This is a genomic window from Pedobacter nutrimenti (assembly GCF_003208655.1).
GTDB classification, from domain to species: domain Bacteria; phylum Bacteroidota; class Bacteroidia; order Sphingobacteriales; family Sphingobacteriaceae; genus Pedobacter; species Pedobacter nutrimenti.
On record NZ_QKLU01000001.1, the window covers coordinates 869,914 to 888,940 of the forward strand.

Annotated in this window: 16 protein-coding genes; 9 read left to right on the plus strand and 7 right to left on the minus strand. The window is 45.5% G+C overall.

All coding sequences use genetic code 11. The features are described from left to right. Positions 1 to 37: 37 nt before the first annotated feature. Complete coding sequence (gene cls, locus B0O44_RS03715; RefSeq protein WP_110827327.1) at positions 38 to 1,492, minus strand: cardiolipin synthase; 1,455 nt, start codon at positions 1,490 to 1,492, stop codon at positions 38 to 40. 100 nt (positions 1,493 to 1,592) lie between these two features. Here cls and B0O44_RS03720 point away from each other — a divergent pair, with 100 nt between their 5' ends. From B0O44_RS03720 to B0O44_RS03730, 4 genes are all read left to right on the plus strand, one after another. After that, positions 1,593 to 2,804, plus strand: a complete 1,212-nt coding sequence (locus B0O44_RS03720; RefSeq protein WP_110827550.1) for a dicarboxylate/amino acid:cation symporter — start codon at positions 1,593 to 1,595, stop codon at positions 2,802 to 2,804. Positions 2,805 to 2,930: 126 nt separating this feature from the next. Beyond that, positions 2,931 to 5,096, plus strand: coding sequence for an alpha-galactosidase (locus tag B0O44_RS03725; protein WP_110827328.1), 2,166 nt, complete (start codon positions 2,931 to 2,933; stop codon positions 5,094 to 5,096). Between the two features lie 77 nt (positions 5,097 to 5,173). Next, the gene (locus B0O44_RS25275) at positions 5,174 to 5,302 is read left to right on the plus strand and encodes a hypothetical protein (RefSeq protein ID WP_262512042.1); all 129 of its coding nucleotides are present in this window, start codon (positions 5,174 to 5,176) and stop codon (positions 5,300 to 5,302) included. A 320-nt stretch (positions 5,303 to 5,622) separates the two neighbouring features. Beyond that, complete coding sequence (locus tag B0O44_RS03730; RefSeq protein ID WP_110827329.1) at positions 5,623 to 6,816, plus strand: inositol-3-phosphate synthase; 1,194 nt, start codon at positions 5,623 to 5,625, stop codon at positions 6,814 to 6,816. Positions 6,817 to 7,202: 386 nt separating this feature from the next. Here B0O44_RS03730 and B0O44_RS03735 read toward each other — a convergent pair whose 3' ends face one another. From B0O44_RS03735 to B0O44_RS03750, 4 genes are read right to left on the minus strand one after another with little or no spacing between them, the layout of a single operon-like run. After that, a complete protein-coding gene (locus B0O44_RS03735; protein WP_110827330.1) occupies positions 7,203 to 7,571 on the minus strand; it encodes a DUF1304 domain-containing protein in 369 nt (122 codons plus the stop codon). A 9-nt stretch (positions 7,572 to 7,580) separates the two neighbouring features. Next, positions 7,581 to 9,491 (minus strand): AAA domain-containing protein, encoded by a 1,911-nt coding sequence (locus B0O44_RS03740; protein WP_110827331.1) that lies wholly within the window; start codon positions 9,489 to 9,491, stop codon positions 7,581 to 7,583. Between the two features lie 8 nt (positions 9,492 to 9,499). Continuing rightward, positions 9,500 to 9,883 (minus strand): DUF3037 domain-containing protein, encoded by a 384-nt coding sequence (locus tag B0O44_RS03745; protein ID WP_110827332.1) that lies wholly within the window; start codon positions 9,881 to 9,883, stop codon positions 9,500 to 9,502. Beyond that, positions 9,861 to 10,658 carry a HipA family kinase gene (locus B0O44_RS03750; protein ID WP_110827333.1) on the minus strand — a complete coding sequence of 266 codons (798 nt, stop codon included), beginning with the start codon at positions 10,656 to 10,658 and terminating at the stop codon, positions 9,861 to 9,863. The genes B0O44_RS03745 and B0O44_RS03750 overlap by 23 nt, the downstream gene beginning before the upstream one ends. Before the next feature lie 55 nt (positions 10,659 to 10,713). Here B0O44_RS03750 and B0O44_RS03755 point away from each other — a divergent pair, with 55 nt between their 5' ends. After that, on the plus strand, positions 10,714 to 11,214 hold the full coding sequence (locus B0O44_RS03755; RefSeq protein ID WP_110827334.1) for a GNAT family N-acetyltransferase: 501 nt from the start codon (positions 10,714 to 10,716) through the stop codon (positions 11,212 to 11,214). A gap of 81 nt (positions 11,215 to 11,295) precedes the next feature. Here B0O44_RS03755 and B0O44_RS03760 read toward each other — a convergent pair whose 3' ends face one another. After that, entirely contained in the window at positions 11,296 to 12,465 is a 1,170-nt protein-coding gene (locus tag B0O44_RS03760) for a serine hydrolase domain-containing protein (protein ID WP_110827335.1), read from the minus strand. A gap of 277 nt (positions 12,466 to 12,742) precedes the next feature. Here B0O44_RS03760 and B0O44_RS03765 point away from each other — a divergent pair, with 277 nt between their 5' ends. The 4 genes from B0O44_RS03765 (at position 12,743) to B0O44_RS03780 (ending at position 16,557) form a co-directional block, all read left to right on the plus strand. Beyond that, complete coding sequence (locus tag B0O44_RS03765) at positions 12,743 to 13,795, plus strand: sensor histidine kinase (protein ID WP_110827336.1); 1,053 nt, start codon at positions 12,743 to 12,745, stop codon at positions 13,793 to 13,795. Continuing rightward, on the plus strand, positions 13,792 to 14,517 hold the full coding sequence (locus B0O44_RS03770) for a LytR/AlgR family response regulator transcription factor (RefSeq protein WP_110827337.1): 726 nt from the start codon (positions 13,792 to 13,794) through the stop codon (positions 14,515 to 14,517). Before B0O44_RS03765 ends, B0O44_RS03770 begins: the two co-directional genes overlap by 4 nt. 49 nt (positions 14,518 to 14,566) lie before the next feature. Then, the gene (locus B0O44_RS03775; protein ID WP_110827338.1) at positions 14,567 to 15,475 is read left to right on the plus strand and encodes a helix-turn-helix domain-containing protein; all 909 of its coding nucleotides are present in this window, start codon (positions 14,567 to 14,569) and stop codon (positions 15,473 to 15,475) included. 80 nt (positions 15,476 to 15,555) lie between these two features. Beyond that, on the plus strand, positions 15,556 to 16,557 hold the full coding sequence (locus B0O44_RS03780) for an aldo/keto reductase (protein ID WP_110827339.1): 1,002 nt from the start codon (positions 15,556 to 15,558) through the stop codon (positions 16,555 to 16,557). 39 nt (positions 16,558 to 16,596) lie between these two features. On the opposite strand, the gene B0O44_RS03785 is transcribed toward B0O44_RS03780, so the two are convergent. Then, entirely contained in the window at positions 16,597 to 19,008 is a 2,412-nt protein-coding gene (locus tag B0O44_RS03785) for a TonB-dependent receptor domain-containing protein (protein WP_211321304.1), read from the minus strand. Positions 19,009 to 19,027 lie beyond the last annotated feature (19 nt).

The window sequence follows — 19,027 nt, forward strand, 5'->3', positions numbered from 1 at the left end:
TTCATTTTACAAGCCCGGGTTGCAGCGGAATTTTTGTTTAAAGCAAAGGAGACATCAGGCGCGCCACCTTTTCGGGAAACTCTTTGTAAAAAGAACGCTGGGCCCATTCCTGCCCATCAATCTGAACCGCATCTTGCAGGTCCTGATAAAACACCTCCCTTAATTTTGCCCCAAAACCGGCATCATAGACAATACTGTTCACTTCAAAATTCAGCTCAAAACTTCTGTGGTCCATATTGGCGGTCCCGATAATGGAAAGTTGCCCGTCGGACACCAGGGTCTTGGCATGGATAAAACCCTTGGTGTATCTGTAAATTTCTATCCCGGCGGCAAGAAGGTCACCATAATAGGAACGCGCTGCAAAATCCACCGTCCAGGAATCGGAAGTTTCTGGGACCAGTAGTTTTACTTTAACCCCACTCAGGGCCGATACCGTGAGCGCATCCAGCAAACTTTCCCCCGGAATAAAATAAGGAGTGGTGATCAGGATTTCCTCTTCGGCCGTACTGATGGCCTCCAACAGGGAAAACAATATGGTCGGGTTATCGGAATCCGGCCCGCTGGCTGCAATCTGGACCACGGCACCTTTGCCTTCAAAAGCAGGTGGCGGGGCAAAAAAATCGCGCTCGGGGATCAGTACCTCGTCTGCACAGAAATTCCAGTCGCACACAAAAAGGTATTGCAGGTAATACACCCCTTCTCCAACAATTTTCATATGCGTATCCCGCCAGAACAGCTGTTTTGTATTTTCCGGACTGTTGATGTAGCGGTCGCTCACATTAATCCCACCCGTAAAAGCCGTAGTGCCATCTATAATAATAATTTTGCGGTGGTTGCGGTAATTAATCCGGTTGGCCAGGGCAATAAACAAAATCCTGTAAAAAGGATAACACATGACCCCCGCCTCCAGCAGCTCTGGCACCAGGTGCTTGCGGATGGAACGGCTGCCAAAATCGTCATAAATCAAACGGACCTGCACCCCTTCTTTCGCTTTTTGAATCAAAATGTCCTTGATCTGGTTGCCGATCTGCTCATCTTCAAAAATATAATATTCAATATGAATGTGGTGCCTGGCCTGCTTCAATGCCTCTAGTACCTCCGGAAATTTCTGTTCCCCGTTGAGTAGCAAGGTGACCTGGTTGCCTTCACTGAGCTGGCTTAAACTGCTGTTGAGCAACAACCTGACCAGCTTCTTGTATTTGTCCACTTCAGCAATATCCTGCGCCAACACCCCCTCAGACTTACGGTATATCCTTTTTCTGATCTCTTTGAGCAGCAGTTCATCTTCGGTAATTTTTTTACTGTACAGCTTCCGCTTCCGGTAATTGGTCCCCACGCAGAAATAAATGATCATTCCGGCAATGGGCAGAAAAATGGTCATCAGTAAATAAGCCAGGGTTTTACTGGTGGTACTGGTATCATAAATAATACGCAGACAAACTGCGCCGGTGATTAACCCGTATAAGACTTCTCCGATTAAAATCCAGTCCATTGATAGCTGTTTTTCTGCAACCCTGAAAACGCTTTATTTCAGGGACATTTTTTTTAATTTAAAATTAGCAATATCTTTCACCTTAGGAACAAAAAATAAAATGAATAATTTTTTTAAAAATTACAAAGGCATCATCTATTTACTGATAGGTATAACCGCAGGAAGTATTTTAGGTTTGATCTTTGGAAAAAAAGTAGAGGTTTTAAAACCTATTGGTGATATTTTTCTGAATTTTTTGTTTACCGCAGTGGTGCCTCTGGTGTTTTTTGCCATCAGTTCTTCGCTGGCCAATTTAAATCCCTCCAATAAACTAAGCCGCATGATGGGTGTGATGTCCCTGGTTTTTCTGGCCACTGTACTGATTTCTGCCCTGCTGACCATTCTTGCTATCCATATTTTTCCCATCCACGAGCAGATCAAAGTGATTCCGCTCACCGAGCATATTGAAAAAAAGCCCTTTGGGGAAGAAGTCACCCGCTTGCTCACCACGGGCGAATTCTATGAACTGCTGTCCAGAAAAAGCATGCTGGCCATGATTATTTTTTCCGTGATCATTGGCTTTGCCACCCTTCGGGCGGGAGAAAAAGCAGCCGCCTTTACCCGTTTTCTGCATGCAGGAAATGAAGTTTTTAAACAGGTATTTATCCTGATCATGAAACTGGGGCCTATTGGTTTAGGCGCCTATTTTGCCTACCAGGTGGGCGTTTTTGGCCCGCAATTATTTGGCACCTATGCGCGCTCACTGGGCCTGTACTATGGGGTCTGTGCTTTCTATTTTGTTTTTTTCTTTAGTCTTTACGCCTTTATTGCCGGCGGAATGAAAGGGCTCCGGCGCTTCTGGCCGGCCAACTTCATCCCTTCCGCCACCTCAGTAGGTACCTGTAGCAGCATCGCCACCATTCCGGCAAACCTGGAAGCCTGTAAAAGAATGGGGATCCCCGATTACATTACCAATGTAAGCATTCCCCTGGGAGCGACCCTGCATAAAGATGGTTCAAGTGTATCTTCTATTGTAAAAATGGCCGTTGTATTTGCCATGTTTGGTAAAAGCTTCAACAGCGCCGATGTGATTTTGCTGGCCCTGGGCATGACCGTTCTGGTGAGCATTGTAGAAGGTGGCATTCCCAATGGAGGCTATGTTGGTGAGCTGCTTTTCATTTCCGCTTATGGCTTTCCTCCCGAGGCCCTGCCCCCGGCTATGATTATAGGTACCCTGGTTGATCCCATGGCAACCTTATTAAATGCTACGGGCGATAATGTGGCCACCATGCTCATTACCCGGTTTACCGAAGGAAAAAACTGGTTAAAATAGCAAAAAAGCCTCAATTATCAAGGTAACATTTTTGATCCTCCTAAAGTGGCCATTTCGGTGCTTTTTTTGTTTTTAACGCGCATTTCTATAGCTTCACCTGGCGTTTAACCAGCGCGATGTGATTTTATGAAAAATGTCTTTTTTATCCTCTGCCTGTTCCTGATTTTTAACCTGTCTGCTGATGCGCAAAACAATAAACCCATTGTCATCAGCACCAAAAGCAGCAGCCTGGTGTTTAAAGTCAATTCCCGTAAAAAACTGGAGCAGGTTTATTTTGGCGCCAGGCTATTGCACGAGGAAGAGCTGGCCTCACTAAACGCAAAAACCCATGATGCCTTTATTTCCGGCGGTATGGCCGATCAATTTGAGCCTGCTATACGCCTGGGCCATGCCGATGGGAACCCTTCGCTGGACCTGCAGTTCAGTGAGTTGCAAAGTCAGAAAAAAGACGAAAACGTCACCTTAACCACCATACAACTAAAAGACCCACAGTACCCGCTGGAAGTGACCTTGTTTTTTGAATCCTATGCCAACCAGGATGTCATTAAACAATGGACTGAAATTAAACATCATGAAAAAGGGACCGTAACTTTAAAAAACTACGCCTCCTCTATGCTGCATTTTGATGCAGAGCAATATTGGCTAACCGAGTATACCGGAGATTGGGCTAAAGAAGTAGCCCAGACCGAAAACCGCCTTGGCCCCGGTATTAAAATTATAGACAGCAAACTGGGCACCAGGACCAACAAATACCGTTCTCCATTTTTTTTCCTGGCCTTAAACCGTCCGGCAGAGGAAAATCAGGGCGAAGTGATCGGAGGAACACTGGCCTGGAGCGGAAATTATCAGTTTCTCTTTGAAATAGATGAAAGAAACTCCCTCAGGGCCATTTCCGGAATCAATCCTTATGCATCTGAATACCAGCTGCCCCCTGGTGAAAATTTCAGCACACCGGCTTTTATTTTTAGTTATTCGGCAGCCGGTAAAGGTCAGATTAGCCGAAACATGCACGACTGGGCCAGAAATTACGGTCTGATGGACGGGCACCAGCCGCGCCTGACCCTGCTGAACAATTGGGAAGCCACCGGAACCCGCTTTGACCAGGAAAGCCTGGTGGCCTTATTTGACGGGGCAGCTAAACTTGGGGTAGACCTGTTTTTGCTTGACGATGGCTGGTTTGGAAACAAATACCCGCGCAACAACGACAAAGCAGGTTTGGGCGACTGGCAGGAAGACAAAAGTAAACTGCCATCCGGACTGGGCTACCTGGTTAAAAACGCCACAGACAAAGGCATAAAGTTTGGAATCTGGCTGGAACCGGAAATGGTCAACCCAAAAAGTGAATTGTACCAGCAGCATCCCGACTGGATCCTGAAACTGCCCAACCGCGAGGAAGATTACCAGCGCAACCAACTGGTTTTAGACCTTTGCAACCCCAAAGTACAGGACTTTGTGTACCAACTGGTGGACGATATGATGCGTAAAAATCCGGGAATTGCCTTTATCAAATGGGATTGCAACCGGACCATGAGCAATACCTGGTCGCCCTACCTGAAAGACAAACAGTCCCAGCTTTATATAGACTATACCCGGAGTTTTTACAAAGTCATGGAGCGGATCCGCAAACAGTACCCGCATTTGCCTATTATGCTTTGTTCTGGTGGTGGTGGCAGAACAGATTATGGCGCCCTGCGTTATTTCACGGAATTCTGGCCCAGCGACAATACCGACGGTTTGGACAGGATTTACATCCAGTGGGGGTATTCCCAGTTTTTCCCGGCACTTTCCATTGCTGCCCATGTGACCTCCTGGAGCAAAACCCAGTCCATTAAGTTCCGCACAGATGTGGCCATGATGGGTAAACTGGGCTATGACATTAAGGTCAGCGATTTTAAACCCGAGGAATTACAGTTCAGCCACAATGCCGTGGCCAATTACAAAAGACTAAGCCCCCTGATCTGGCAGGGAGACCAGTACAGACTCATTTCCCCATATCAAAGCAACCGGGCGGCCCTGCTGTATGCCAGCAAGACAAAAGACAAAGCCCTGCTGTTTTACTACAACTTAAACCCACGCTCCAGAGAGATTTTTGGAAAAGTAAAACTCGAAGGCCTGGATGCCTCCAAACGTTACCTGATCACAGAAATCAACCTGATGCCAGGTGTAAAATCGGCGCTTACAGAACATGGAAAAATTCTTAGCGGTGATTATTTAATGAAGATCGGTCTGGGCATGACCACAGGCAAACCCCTGCCCATGAGCAGCAGCCTGGTGGAGCTGACCGCGCAGTAAAACGGAGCCTGCCTTTTTGAAAAAATCCTATCTCATTTTGGCATAGTACTAAGCCATGTTGACTTATTGTAATTAAAATGTTACACAAAAACGAAACGCATGCTGTAGCGAAAAGAGCAGATGAAATTTGCAAAGCCCTTTGGGTATTAAAAAAGCATTTTTACCTGGAGGGCCTGGCAGACAGCGAAACCAACAAGCGCAGCTGAATCGCATCAAAAAGTCTTTTCAGACCTATTTTGGTAACATTTTTGAAGAACGTGGCAGGCAATTTGCAATAAAAAAATTAGTTTCATATTTTTGACTTTAATACGTTTATACTAAAAAAGTCAAATTTAACCTCCCGTGGGGCTGAAATTAATTTGCCTTTAATGAACCATTCGTTATTAAAATGTCAAAGTTTTACTTATTATCATTTTTATAACGTTGTTTTGCAAGTTCATTGTTAGAAATATAAATGAGATTCAATATTTTTGCACACTTTATTTTTTTACATTACTTAATTAAACTATAACAATAACTCTATATAATGCATAGCCCGGAAAATAAGATCAAAGTTGCAATTTTAGGCGTAGGTAATTGCGCCAGCTCCCTGGTACAGGGGGTAGAATATTACACCACACATAGTGACAAGAAATCAGGATTGATGACAGACAACATTGGTGGTTACACAGCTGGAAATATAGAATTTGTCTGCGGCTTCGAAGTTGATGAAAGAAAAATCGGTTCTACTCTTAAAGAGGCAATTTTTGCAAAACCGAACTGTACCATTATATTAAATAATGACATTAAAACAGAAGCTCCGATTTACAGGTCGCCTGTAATTGATGGTGTTTCCCCACTAATGGCCGAATATCCAGAAGCCAACAGGTTTGTCATCAAAGACGAATTAAAAACATCTGATCTGCTGGCCAACCCTGCTGCTTATGATCAGGCACTGGTGGCTACTTTAAGAAATGAAATTATTGGCCATTTGCGTGACCATAAAGTAGAAGTACTGATCAACTACCTGCCTGTAGGCTCTCAGTTGGCTACAGAATTCTATGCAGAAATCTGTGTGGAACTGGGCATATCCCTGGTGAACTGTATCCCGGTATTTATTGCCTCGGACCCGGTTTGGGAACAAAAATTTATTAATGCCGGTATTCCGATCATTGGAGATGACATGCGCAGCCAGTTTGGTGCCAGTATCGTTTCACAAATGCTTCAGGAACTTGCTTTTGAGCGTGGCCACCACGTTAAAGCGCACATCCAGAGAAACGTAGGCGGAAATACAGACTTCCTGAACATGGAAGACAAAAACCGCTTGAAATCTAAAAAGATCTCTAAAGAAAACGTCATCCGCGCGCAGAACGACATCAGGGGAATTTCCACAGCAGACAGTTTCCTTCATGCTGGTCCTTCTGAATACATTTCTTATTACGGAGACAACAAAGTCGCCAATTTCCGTCTGGAACTGGAAGGCTTTATGGGTGCACCGGTTATTTTTGATGCTCAGTTATCTGTTCAGGATTCGCCAAACTCTGCAGGTGTGGTGATCGACGCCATCCGTTATGTTTATGTAGCCAGGGAACTTGGATTGGTCGGTGCTTTAAGAGGCCCTTCTGCTTCTACACAAAAAACCCCTCCTCAGCAAATGATGTTCAGTGATGCCATTGCAGAATGCCATGCATTAGCGAATAGAGAGCTGACAGAATCGACAAGAAAACAATTGAAAAAATAAACTATCCTGTTTCAGGATATAAAAGGCCCCGCTTCTAAGCGGGGCCTTTTTTGCTTCAAGCCCATTTAACCATCGCGACATAAACACCCGGCCAACTTGACTTCTTTTTGTAAAAACAGCCGGACAGAACACGGGTTAGCCTCTAGGTCATCTTTAGAGATTACAGGGACTTTACCCGGACATTACCCGGACATCACCCGGAGCTTACCCGGACAAGGTGCGGCTAAAGTCCGGGTGAGCTCCGGCTTAACCCGCAGTTAAACTCCTGCTATACCTAAACTCGTTATAAGTTCTCCTTCAAGAAATGCAGGCGGCAAAGTAAATTGTGCCTGCCAGAAAAATCTTTGCAGGACAATGGGAAACAGAAAAAGAAACAGCGCTTACCCTTAAAAAGCAAAAAGTACCGCAATCAAAGCCAGAATGGCCGGCAGGGCCTGCACTTTAAAAATTGATTTTGAGGCGGTAAGGCCCCCATAGATGCCTGCGACAATGACGCAGGAAAGAAAAAACACCGCTATATTTTTGGACCAGGTGGCCTCACAAATCAACAGGGACCAAAAAAGCCCGGCAGCCAGGAAACCATTATAAAGCCCCTGGTTGGCAGCCAAGCCTTTTGTTTTTTCAAACAGTTCTTCGGGCATCGCTTTTTTAAAAACTTTTTTCCCCCTGGTGGTCCAGGCAAACATTTCCAGCCAAAGGATGTAACAATGTTCAATTGCCACTAAGGCAACCAGGATCATGGCGACTGTTTTCATTCTTCCAATTTACAAATTATCCATAAATTCCCAAGCACTGAAATAAGCCCCCTGCTTTTCCGCATAGTCCATAAAACCGGCATAAAATTCCGACCGCGATAAAGTCGCACTGTCTCCAATTACCACCAGCTTTTTCTTTGCCCTGGTCATGGCCACATTCATTCGCCTGATGTCCGAGAGAAAACCGATACTCCCCTGGGGGTTACTCCGGGTTAAACTGATGTACACCAGGTCTTTTTCCTGGCCCTGGAAACTGTCTATGGTATTGATACTGATCTGCTGCGAAAAGGCCATAAGGTCGGAGTGTTCTTTGAGCTTTTCTTTCAAAAAAGCGACCTGTTCTTTATAAGGAGAAATGATGGCCACTGAAGGAAATTCTTCTGCGGGGAAATGCAATGGAAAAACCTTACTGAAACTGCTCAGGTTTCCCAGCAAAAAGAATGCTTCTTCCGGATTGACCAGGCTTGTTCCGGCGGCTTGTTCTTCAAAAGAACAACCTGCAGTATCGATAAATAGCAAAGGGGCATCGTCTTTAAACAGCAGGTGCCCGGCCACTGCCTGGTTTGCTTTTAAGCGGTTCTGATAAAAAACAGCCGAGGAATAGCCCATAATGGCCTGGTTCATCCGGTACTGCTCCTCCAGAAGCACCACCGCCTGGGGATATAATCCGGCACATTTTTCCAGCAAAGTCAGGTTCAGCCCTTCTTTTGCAGCGGAATCGGATTTTAAGGTTGGGGGCAGCTGGCAGTGGTCTCCTGCCAATACCAGTTTCCTGGCTTTAAGTATAGGAATCCAGCAGGCCGGTTCCAGGGCCTGTCCGGCTTCATCGATCACCACGGTATGAAACTCAAGTCCCTTAACGGTATAATGGTTGGCCCCAACCAATGTCGCAGTAATCACCTGCGCTCCAGAGAGGACCTGCTGGGTTACATATTGTTCTGTACGTTCTGCTTCTTTCAGGATTTTATGGGCTTCATCAAAAAGCGCCTTTCTTTGCTCCTTTTCTGCCTTTCCAAAATTTCTTTTGTATTTATGGGCCATGTTACGGAACTCATTCGCCTGCTTTTTAAGGTTCCGGACTTCCTTCATGTTTTTGTGTTCCGCAATCCGTCCGTCCAGGGTCAAAGAAAGCAGGTGCTGGGAAACCCGTACCGGATTCCCAATACGGACCACATTCATCTCCTGTTCCGCCAGTTTTTCACTCAGCAGGTCAACAGCTGTATTGCTTGGGGCAACCACCAGTATGGGTTTAGCTTCCTGCGCATACAAAGCTTTAATGGCCTGTACCAGGGTCGTTGTTTTTCCAGTCCCGGGTGGCCCGTGTACAATGGCCAGCTCCCTGGCCCCCAGGATTTTTTCTACAGCGCTTTGCTGAACAGCATTTAAGCCCGAGGTTTTTACTGGTGTTTTAGGAAGATCAAAAACAGGTGCCCTTAGCCCGCAAAGTGTCTGGACCAGGGGCCAGGAAACACTTTTTTCGGTGAGCGCTCCGGCTGTTTTCAGCGCGTTCTTCATCTCGGCATAGCTGTTGTTGTCAAACAACAGGTCTACACCCAGTTTTCCGTCACTGGCCCAGTCTGGCAGTTCATCTGTTTTTAATGTGATTTTCATCCGGTTGCCCACCTGGAAACTGACCAGTCCTTCCAGCCGGTCCTGTCCGGGATGATGATTGGAAAACAAAGCGGCGGAGGCTCCAAAGCGGAATTGGTGCGACAAGTCCTGATGGGTGGTTCTTTCCAGCTCCACGCTCAGGTAATCTCCCCTGCCCATTTCACTCCCTCTTATGGCCACCGGGTACCAGCAAAGGCCTTCCTGTCGCCGCTGGGCTGCAGAATGATGCGCTGTCTGCTGCTGATAGGCTTTAAAGTCTTCGGCTTCCTCCATTTTCAACAAATGAAGCAGCTTTTCAAAATATTCCATGCCCGATGTTAAAGAACCAGTGTCTGATGTAATTTTTCCAGGGTTTTCAGGGGATCACTGCTGAATCCGGGATGAACTTTAGAGGCCTGCACAATGGTGCTGCGTGTGGCCGTGAGCCATCTAAAACGCGAAGGCATATCCAGTAAACCAATCGGACCGCTGTCTTTCCCGCCTTTACAAATGCGCTGCAGGGCATCCAGATGCTCCCGGAGTTCCTGTTGATCCAGCCCTGGGCATAAGGCCTGCAAACGGGCCTGGTCCAGGTGGACCCTGCTTTCCAGAAAACGCTGTTTGGCACAAAATAAAATAACCCCAACGTTCAGGAATTCTTCGCGTTCTACCCTTGGTACAATGCGAAGCACAGCATACTCATATAAGTTTTTCTCTTGCATCCTGTGCTTCTTTTACAAAAATAGCTGAATAGGCGAGCCTTGAAATTAAAAATTCTGCATAGGCCTGCCGGTGTGCTGCTGTGGTTTCAAAAGGAGAATCACCACAAAGCCAGTTTTCTGGAATCAGGTTCACAATGGCATGGATCAGATCGGGCTTCAGGATGTTTTTAAACCTTTCCTGTACAGCTTCCATTTCTGAAGCTTGCGGTAATAAAACGTGATCCTTAATCAAAACAAACGGTTTTTTGGCCTGGTCTTCCCAGTTTTGCCAGGAATGGTGAAAATAAAGGGAAGCGCCATGGTCAATAAGCCACAGTTCTTTATGCCACATGAGCATATTGGTGTTGCGCGCTGTCCGGTCCATATTCATCAGCAGGGCATCCAGCCAGACAATTTCAGAAGCCAGAACCGGGTCTGCCTGGTTGACATTAGGGTCAAAAGTAACCGCCCCTGAAAGGTAATGAAGGGCCAGATTCAACCCTGTGCTTGCTTTAAGGAGGTCCTGAATTTCTTCATCGGGTTCTGTGCGGCCAAAGGCCTCATCGAGTTCTGCAAAAACCAGTTCGGGTACCCTAAAACCCAGGGCACGGGCCAGCTCGCCACCAATCAGCTCTGCAATCAGTGCCCTTGGGCCCTGACCTGCTCCCCTGAATTTAAGCACATATAAAAATTCGTCATCTGCCTCGGCAATGGCCGGCATCGATCCTCCTTCCCGCAAAGGCGTCACATAACGGATCACATTTACGGTCCGGAGCTGGGCTGGATTTACATACATAATGTTTCAAATTTAAGATTTAGTTTCGTTTCTTTAACCATCCTATTGAACTGTTATGCAAAACCCCCTCTATACTGAAAGACTCCGCATTGAAGATTTAAGCCTTGCTGATGCCCCATTTATTTATGAATTACTGAATTCCCCGGGCTGGCTCCGTTTTATCGGGAACCGAAACATCAACAACCAGCAGCAAGCAGAAGCTTATATTCAAAAAATACTGGACAACCCGGCTTCACAGTACTGGGTGGTGAAGCTTTCCGATAGTAATACGGCTATTGGGGCAGTGACCTTTATCCAAAGAGATTATCTGGAGCACAGGGACATCGGCTTTGCCTTTCTGCCCGCCTATGCCAAAAAGGGCTATGCTTACGAAGCTTCCAAAAGGGTCCTGGATGAACTTGAAAAAGACCCGTCCAACACCACCATTCTGGCCACGGTAAATCCGGATAACCTGGATTCTATAGGGCTGCTCGGGAAACTGGGCTTAAAGAAGAAAGCCGAAATTGTGGTGGAAGACAAGACCTTACTGCTGTTTTCCAAACAGAGGAACAGCTGAGGCAGGAAATAAGACAGCGCAGCAGGGCTGGCAAAAGTACCCTGCTGTCTGTCTGGTGGAAACATTGGTGTGTGTGTAAAATTAAATGTCCAGCAAATCGCCCAACAGTTTGTTCAGTTCGGCACGTATCTTTTCAGATTGCAGATTATCCTCAGCAGATTGGTAGTTAAATAAAATAACGACCCCTCTTTTTTTCTCTGGAACAACATACATATAAGAACCATAACCAATCATATTGCCGTTATAACCATACAAATGTGCTCCGGAAGAAAGTGGTATGGATTCCAGGAAAAGACCATGACGGGCATTGGCCAATGGAAATGGTATTTTTTTCATTTCATCCAACGATTTTCCTGAAATTACCTGTGTCCCGGCCATACGTCCATTGTTCAGCAAAAGCTGGGAAAATCTGGCCAGATCTGTGGCTGTCCCATGCAAACCACCACTGGCATAATCGGCAATACTAAAAATACCGGTCTGCGTATAATCGAGATAATGTCCGTAAGCCAGGCGCCCGGCAGGAAAATCACGAAGGTGCCAGTATAGGTTTTCCTTTCCCAGGGCATTAAAAAGCAGTTTTGAGGAAAACTGATCAAAACTGGTCTTTGCAATACATTCTATAACGTAAGCAGCTAAAGAGGCCCCAGTATTGGTATAAATGTACGCTGTCCCAGGCTCTGCATCTGAAAATGTACCTGTATTGTAGTATTTACCATTTTTATGAATAAAGGAAGAAACAAAACCCGCCAGGTCCAGGGGGTGGTCTGCACCTGAAATCATGAAATCAAATGTATTTCCATAAATACGATCGGTAATCCCAGAGGTATGGCTGAGCAAATGCCGCATGGTGATTTTGTAGGTGGCGCAATGCGGATTTACAATTTCAAAGGGCAGGTAGTCGTTGATGTTTTTGTCCAGGTCCAGCCTGCCTTCCTCCACCAGCCGCATGGCACTTAGGGCTATCATGGGTTTGGCGATAGAAGCCAGCTTAAAAATGGTGTTTTCATTCACTTTGACTTTTTCCTGCAACCTGGCAAAGCCACCTTCCCGGTGCCAGATGATTTTGTCCTGATCGGTTAGGGCCACAGCCATACCGGGTACCTTCAGTTCATTCAGGATAAAGTCCATACGTTTTTCGACCTTTTCCATGTTCAGTTTGTTTTCCGCCGGTGGCACTGTTGTTTTGTCTTTTTTGCAGGAAAAAAGAACCAGTACAGGAATTAAAATTTTAAAAATGCTTTTCTGTCTCATTTATTATTGTTCATTGGTGTGTTTATGCTGCAAAGAAATCCCATTCAAATCAGTTCCCGGAAAATTTTAGAGCAACGTCATCGCCTGCAGCACCAGTATGCTTTTGGAAAGCACTAAGCTGCCATCTGCGGTTTTTAACCCCTGATGAATCTTTTGTAGTTGTATTCAGACTTCTTATAGGTCAAATAGAGCCTTTTGTATAGTATTTTGACTGAACATTAAGACAATGCCTTATTTTTAAACCGTTTTAATCTCTTCACCTTAAAAAGAAAAAACGATGAGCAGTATACCCCTGCAGGCCGAAAAAATACAGGAAGAAAATCTTTTACTACGGGCGCTTTGCAGCCCCGGTTTCCGGTGGCTCCGTCATTTATTGCCTTTGCTGATCTTGGCCTCCATTATACATACCCCAGAGTTCAAGGCCGAATGGCAACCCTTTATCCAGGTCATTGCCCTGATTTACATGCTGATTATCCCTTACCTGAACATGTACGTGCTCATCCCCAGACTACTGCTCAGGGCCAGGTACTTTAGCTATGGAATAGCGGCCTTTTGCTCCATGCTGGCCTGCTATATCTTACTGCGCCTTTCCGAGCCTGTACTTTCACCTTTTCTTTTAAAGGAAAAGGCCTTTTCAGCCTATAATTTTTCGGATGTCCTCACCTTTTTTGTGTTCCTTGCTATTCTATTATTTGCTTCCACCGCCATTAAACTTTTACAGCACTGGGTCATGATTACGCATTACAATGCCATTTTGCGTAACCTTTCCCTGCAAGCGGAACTCGACAGCCTTAAAAAACAACTTTCCCCTCATTTTTTGTTCAATACCTTAAACAACCTGGATGTATTGATTTATACCGATCAGCATAAGGCTTCAACACTGGTCCATAAATTTTCTGATCTGCTCCGGTACCAGCTCTATGCCAGCAATGATGGCCTGGTGAACCTGGGAAAAGAAATTGATTTTATCCGTGACTTCCTTTACCTGGAATGTATCCGCCGGGATGCTTTGGAAATTAATATGCAGATCGGGGCTTTTAGAGAAAATACAAAAGTCCATGCCTTGCTTTTTCTTCCCTTTATAGAAAACGCGGTCAAGCACAACAATTATGCTGGAGCGCCCACCATCAGCCTAAACCTCTATGAAGAAGAAGGAAAACTCTATTTTAGCTGCAAAAATACTTTTCGGCCCTTGACTTATGTACTGGAAGGCGGCACAGGGCTGAAAAATATCCAAAGGAGATTGAAATTGCTTTATCCGCACAGGCATCAACTTTCTCTACATCAAAATGATGCCGAATATGAAGTACAATTAATTTTACAATTATGAACTGTATTGTAATAGATGATGAACCTCTGGCCAGGGAAAAATTAAAATTCCTGATCGGACAGGATGTCAGCCTGAACCTCTGCGGTTGCTTTGGAAGTCCGGCATTGGTTCAGGAATTTCTGGAAATCAATGCCATTGAGCTTGTTTTTCTGGACATACAAATGCCTGGTTACAATGGTTTGGATTTTGCCAGGATACTAGGGCCAGACGTGATGATCATTTTTACCACTGCTTACTCCGAATATGCGACCGAAAGTTATACGGTCCATGCCATAGATTATCTATTAAAGCCCATTCACCCGGACCGTTTCGGTCAGGCTGTACTCCGCGCAAAAAAAAATGCAGAGCTGTTGAGCATGCAAAAAACACAGCTTCAACAAATGCTGGGTACGCCCACTGACCATATTTTTGTAAAACATGAAAAAAGATTTCATAAACTGATTTTCGCAGACTGCCTGTACATTGAGGGCCTGAAGGATTATTCACTGGTTTACCTGAAAACGCAGCGGTTGATCGTTAACATGAACCTCAAAGCCCTGCACGAGCAGCTCCCGGCAGATCTTTTTGTCCGGATCAGTAAATCTTATGTGGTCAATGTAAGTCACATCAGCAGCGCAGACCACCAGGACGTCAGGATCGGGGAACAACAACTGATGATCGGCAATGCTTACCGTGCAAATCTGTTCAGCACCATTATCAGGGTACTGCCACAAAAGAAATAAGCGGATCTTTATCTTCAAAATAACTATTTGAATTTTATAACTTTATAAAATGAGTCATACCGAATCTGTTGCCGCTTTTTATCAGCGGGTCCCCCAGGCCAATGCATCCGGACTTTCCCTGAACAATGCAGGCGCAGGGCACATCAACGTTTTTACACGCAATTATTGTTATCCCAAAACGCCTTACAGCCGCAGGGACTTTTATAAGGTTTCCCTGATTATTGGCACAGGAAAACTACATTACGCAGATAAATGGATTGATATTGACCGTCCGGCACTGCTTTTTTCCAATCCGGTCATTCCTTATTCCTGGGAAGTAACATCAGAGAAACAGGAAGGCTGGTTCTGTATTTTTACCGAAGCCTTTTTGCAGTCTACAGAACGGACAACAACTTTACAGGACTCCCCTTTGTTTAAAATTGGTGGTAACCCGGTCTTTTTTATTGACCAGCTGCAAGAGCAGGAGCTTGCTGCCCTCTTTAAAAAAATGATGCAGGAAATGGAATCTGCATACAGCCACAAATACGACTTGCTGCGCAATTACCTGCACCTGATTATCCATGAGGCCATGAAAATGCAGCCTGCAGAGAATTTCCAGAAACATGCCAATGCTTCTTCCAGGATAACTTCTTTATTTATTGAACTGCTGGAAAGACAATTTCCGGTAGATTCACCGGACAATGCCCTGCAGCTGAAAACGGCAAATGATTATGCCAAACGGCTTTCCGTCCATGCCAACCACCTGAACCGCTCTGTGAAGGAAGTCACCGGTAAAACCACCACCACCCTGATTTCCGAAAGGATTACCCGGGAAGCACAGGCCCTGCTGAGCCATACCGACTGGAATATTGCCCAGGTGGCTTACAGCCTTGGTTTTGAATATCCGGCTTATTTCAATAATTTCTTTAAAAAGCATACCGGCATTACCCCCGGGGATGCCAGGGCAGCGCTTGTTTGATTATTATAATTATTCGTTTGAATACTATAAAAAGATCCCGCTGGCGGACTATAATTTTGATCTGACAAAAAAAGAACATCATGAATTATAGAAATTTAGGAACAACAACAGAAAAATTATCGTCTATCGGTTTAGGCTGTATGGGTATGAGTTTTGCCTATGGTCCTACCGATGATACAGAGAGTATTGCCACCTTGCATAAAGCACTGGACCTGGGTATTAATTTCTGGGATACAGCAGATATGTATGGAAACGGGCTCAATGAAGAGTTGATCTCTAAAGTTCTGGTCCCCAACCGGGACAAGGTTTTTATTGCCACTAAATTTGGTTTCCGCTTTAAAACAGACCAGGCTGGCCCAAGCAATTCGGCCAATACCTATTTTGACGGTTCACCGGCCTGGATTAAAATTGCAGTCGAAAACAGTTTAAAAAGGTTAAAAATAGATACCATAGACCTTTATTATGCCCACCGGATAGATCCAACTGTACCTGTTGAAGAGACCGTAGGTGCGATGGCCGAACTGGTTAAAGAAGGCAAAGTCCGTTACCTTGGGCTCAGTGAAGCCTCTGCTGCTTCTTTGCGTAAAGCTCATGCGGTTCACCCCATTTCGGCCTTGCAAAGTGAGTATTCCCTGTTGACCAGGGAGGTGGAAACAGAAATTCTCGGCACCATCAGGGAACTTGGTATTTCCCTGGTCCCTTATTCTCCGCTAGCCAGGGGACTGGTCACCAATGCACTGGATGTGAGCCAGCTGGCAGAGAGTGACTTCAGAAAATCATTGCCCCGTTACAGCGGAAAGAACCTGGAGAACAACCAATCTCTGTCCAAAGATTTTGCTGTGATGGCTGCCGATAAGCATTGTACACCCGCACAGCTGGCGCTGGCCTGGGTTTTGGCCCAGGGCAATGACCTGATCCCTATTCCGGGTACCAAAAAGAGAAAGTACCTGGAAGAAAATGCAGGGGCAGCGGAACTTCGTTTATCAGATGCAGAGCTCAAAAGTATAGACGCCCTACTTGCCCGCTACCCGGATACCGGAGCCCGCTACAACGAAGCCTCCCTTAAACTGGTGAACCATTAAAAATTTACAGCGGTTTGCCCCTGGGCAAACCGCTGTAGTTTAAAATTTATAGCTGTAGCCAATCCTGAACACCTGTGTTTCCAGATAATCGGTGCTGTTGAGCACAAAACCATTTCCGCTGATGCTTTTCTTAATCCTCAGGGTACCCAGCAGGTCAGTCGCATTCAAGACCAGCTCCCCTTTCCCTTTCTGGATCATTTTTTTGATGCCCATATCCACGGAAAACCTCGAACCTATTTTTCCCTGGGGAATGATGTCCGGCGCCAGGTAAACCGGCGTAACCTGGATACGTGTCTCCCCTTTCAGTTTAAACAAAGCATTCAGTTTTAGGTTTCCTGAAGTGCTTTGCTGTTTTTCGGCATGATAAGGTACTGGTACCGGATATTGGTTGACAATACTAAAGGCATCCAGCATGTTCCTGTAGACCGCGCCGTTAAACTGCAGGGAAAACCAGGGATTCAGTTCTTTGTCCAGTACAAATTCTGCACCTGTTGTGCGGCTGTTCCCGGCATTTTGAAAAATATTGTAAATCAAAGTATTTCCTGGAACTATGGTGGCAATTCTGGTGATGGTTGCCCGGGTTTCCTTGTGGTAGGCGGCCAGGTACAGGCTTCCCTGGTTAAAACTGTTTTTATATCCCAGTTCAAAGGTATGGGTAAACTGCGGGCGCAGACCCGGATTTCCAACTTTTAAAACCTCAGGCTCGTCGTACTTTGGAAAAATTCTAATGTCTACTTCATTGGGACGGTCTACCCTGCCGTTGTAAAAAAGGGAAATCTTTTGCTGCCCGTCCAGCTTATAGGCCAGTCGCAGGTTTGGAAAAGGACGGGCATAATCATAACCATCACTTTTATAGGTATTGTGTTGCGGGTTGACTTTGTAATCTACTTTTACATATTCCAGCCTTAAACCTGCTTCTACTTCAAAACGGTCGTTTTCAAAGACATAATTCCCATACAGGGCGGGAATGCTTTCGGCATAGTCGGCCCATCCGCCCGCTGAGGGATCTATAGAAGAATTGACCCCCGGAAAAAACTGCATATTGGTTGGAATGGTTCTTCTTCTGAATTTGATCCCGCTTTCCAAACGGCCTTGTTTCAGCGGCTTTACGTAGTCTATGTTCCAGTCCAGCACCTGTTCATCGGAAAGCAGCTTAAAATGGTCTTCTCCTTTTAAGCCTGGGGTATAGTTGTCAAAAAAGTACTTTTCGTCCTCCCGGTGAAAGGTATAATTAAAGCTGGCATTTAACTGATGACCAGGCTGTTTAAATTTATGCTGATAAACCAGGGAACCCGTCGCGGTGTATTTCATTTCGTCTTCCAGAAAGGTCCACAGCCTGCTTCTTTGGCTCAGATCGGCATTAAAATAAGGAATCTCGCCCAGGTCTTTTATTTTTTCACTGCTCAGCAAAGCTGAAATGCTAAAGGTATTGCGCTCATCCATTGTCCAGTCGGCCCCGGTTTTCAGGGTCCCGATACCGGTGGTACGGTTCCTTTTGACCTGCTGGCGAATCTGGCTCCCGTCGTCATATAAACGCTCTGCAAATTCATTTCTGTTGAGCGTTTGGGTATACAACCAGTCGGCCTGCATAAAGGTATTCAGCTTATTTTTCCGGTAGTTTAAAGATAAAGAAGGGTTTATTTTTGGGGTAGCCCGGTATTGCGGGCTAAGGTCGGGAAGATTTTCCTTTCTGGTCCATAATGCCCCCAAGCCCGTAAACAATCCGATTTTTCCATTAAACCCTTCCTGTTTATCTTTTTTATAGATAATATTAATGATCCCCGAATTTCCGTTGGCATCAAATTTTGCAGAGGGGTTATTGATAATTTCTATTCTTTCTATGGCCGAGGCTGGAATATTGTCCAAAGCCGTCTGGCTCCCAAAACCAGTGATCGCATTTTGTTTTCCATCAATGAGCAGGGCTACTTTATCGCTTCCACGGAGTTGTACCTTTCCATCCTGAACAGTTAGTCCGGGCAGGTTTTGCAGGGCCTGCAGTACCGAACCTCCAGCCTGGCTGATGTTGCCCGAAAGGTTAAACGTTTTTTTGTCCATTTTACCTGATACCCCTTCGACAGGGCCGGAAACAATGTTGACTTCTTTTAACAAGCGGGCATCTTCGGCCAGTTCGATATGGCCCAGGTCCAAAAAAGCATTCAGCGTGCCTGTACTGACTTTTTGCTGATGGGTCTTGTATCCAATGTAACTGATTTCCAAAAGGTAATGACCAGACTGGAGTTCCCGGAGAACAAAACGCCCTTCATCATCGGTCATGGAGCTTAAAACCAGGCTGCTGTCGGCCGGTTTTTTCAATACCACTTTTGCATAAGGTATGGTACTTTTTGTTTTTGCGTCTTTCAGTACGCCGGAAAAGGTCACTTTTGGGTTTTGGGCCAGGGAAAAAACCGGTGCCAGCAAAAGGACCAGGATCAGGTAATTTAATTTATGCATCTTCATATGTCTTTACTAA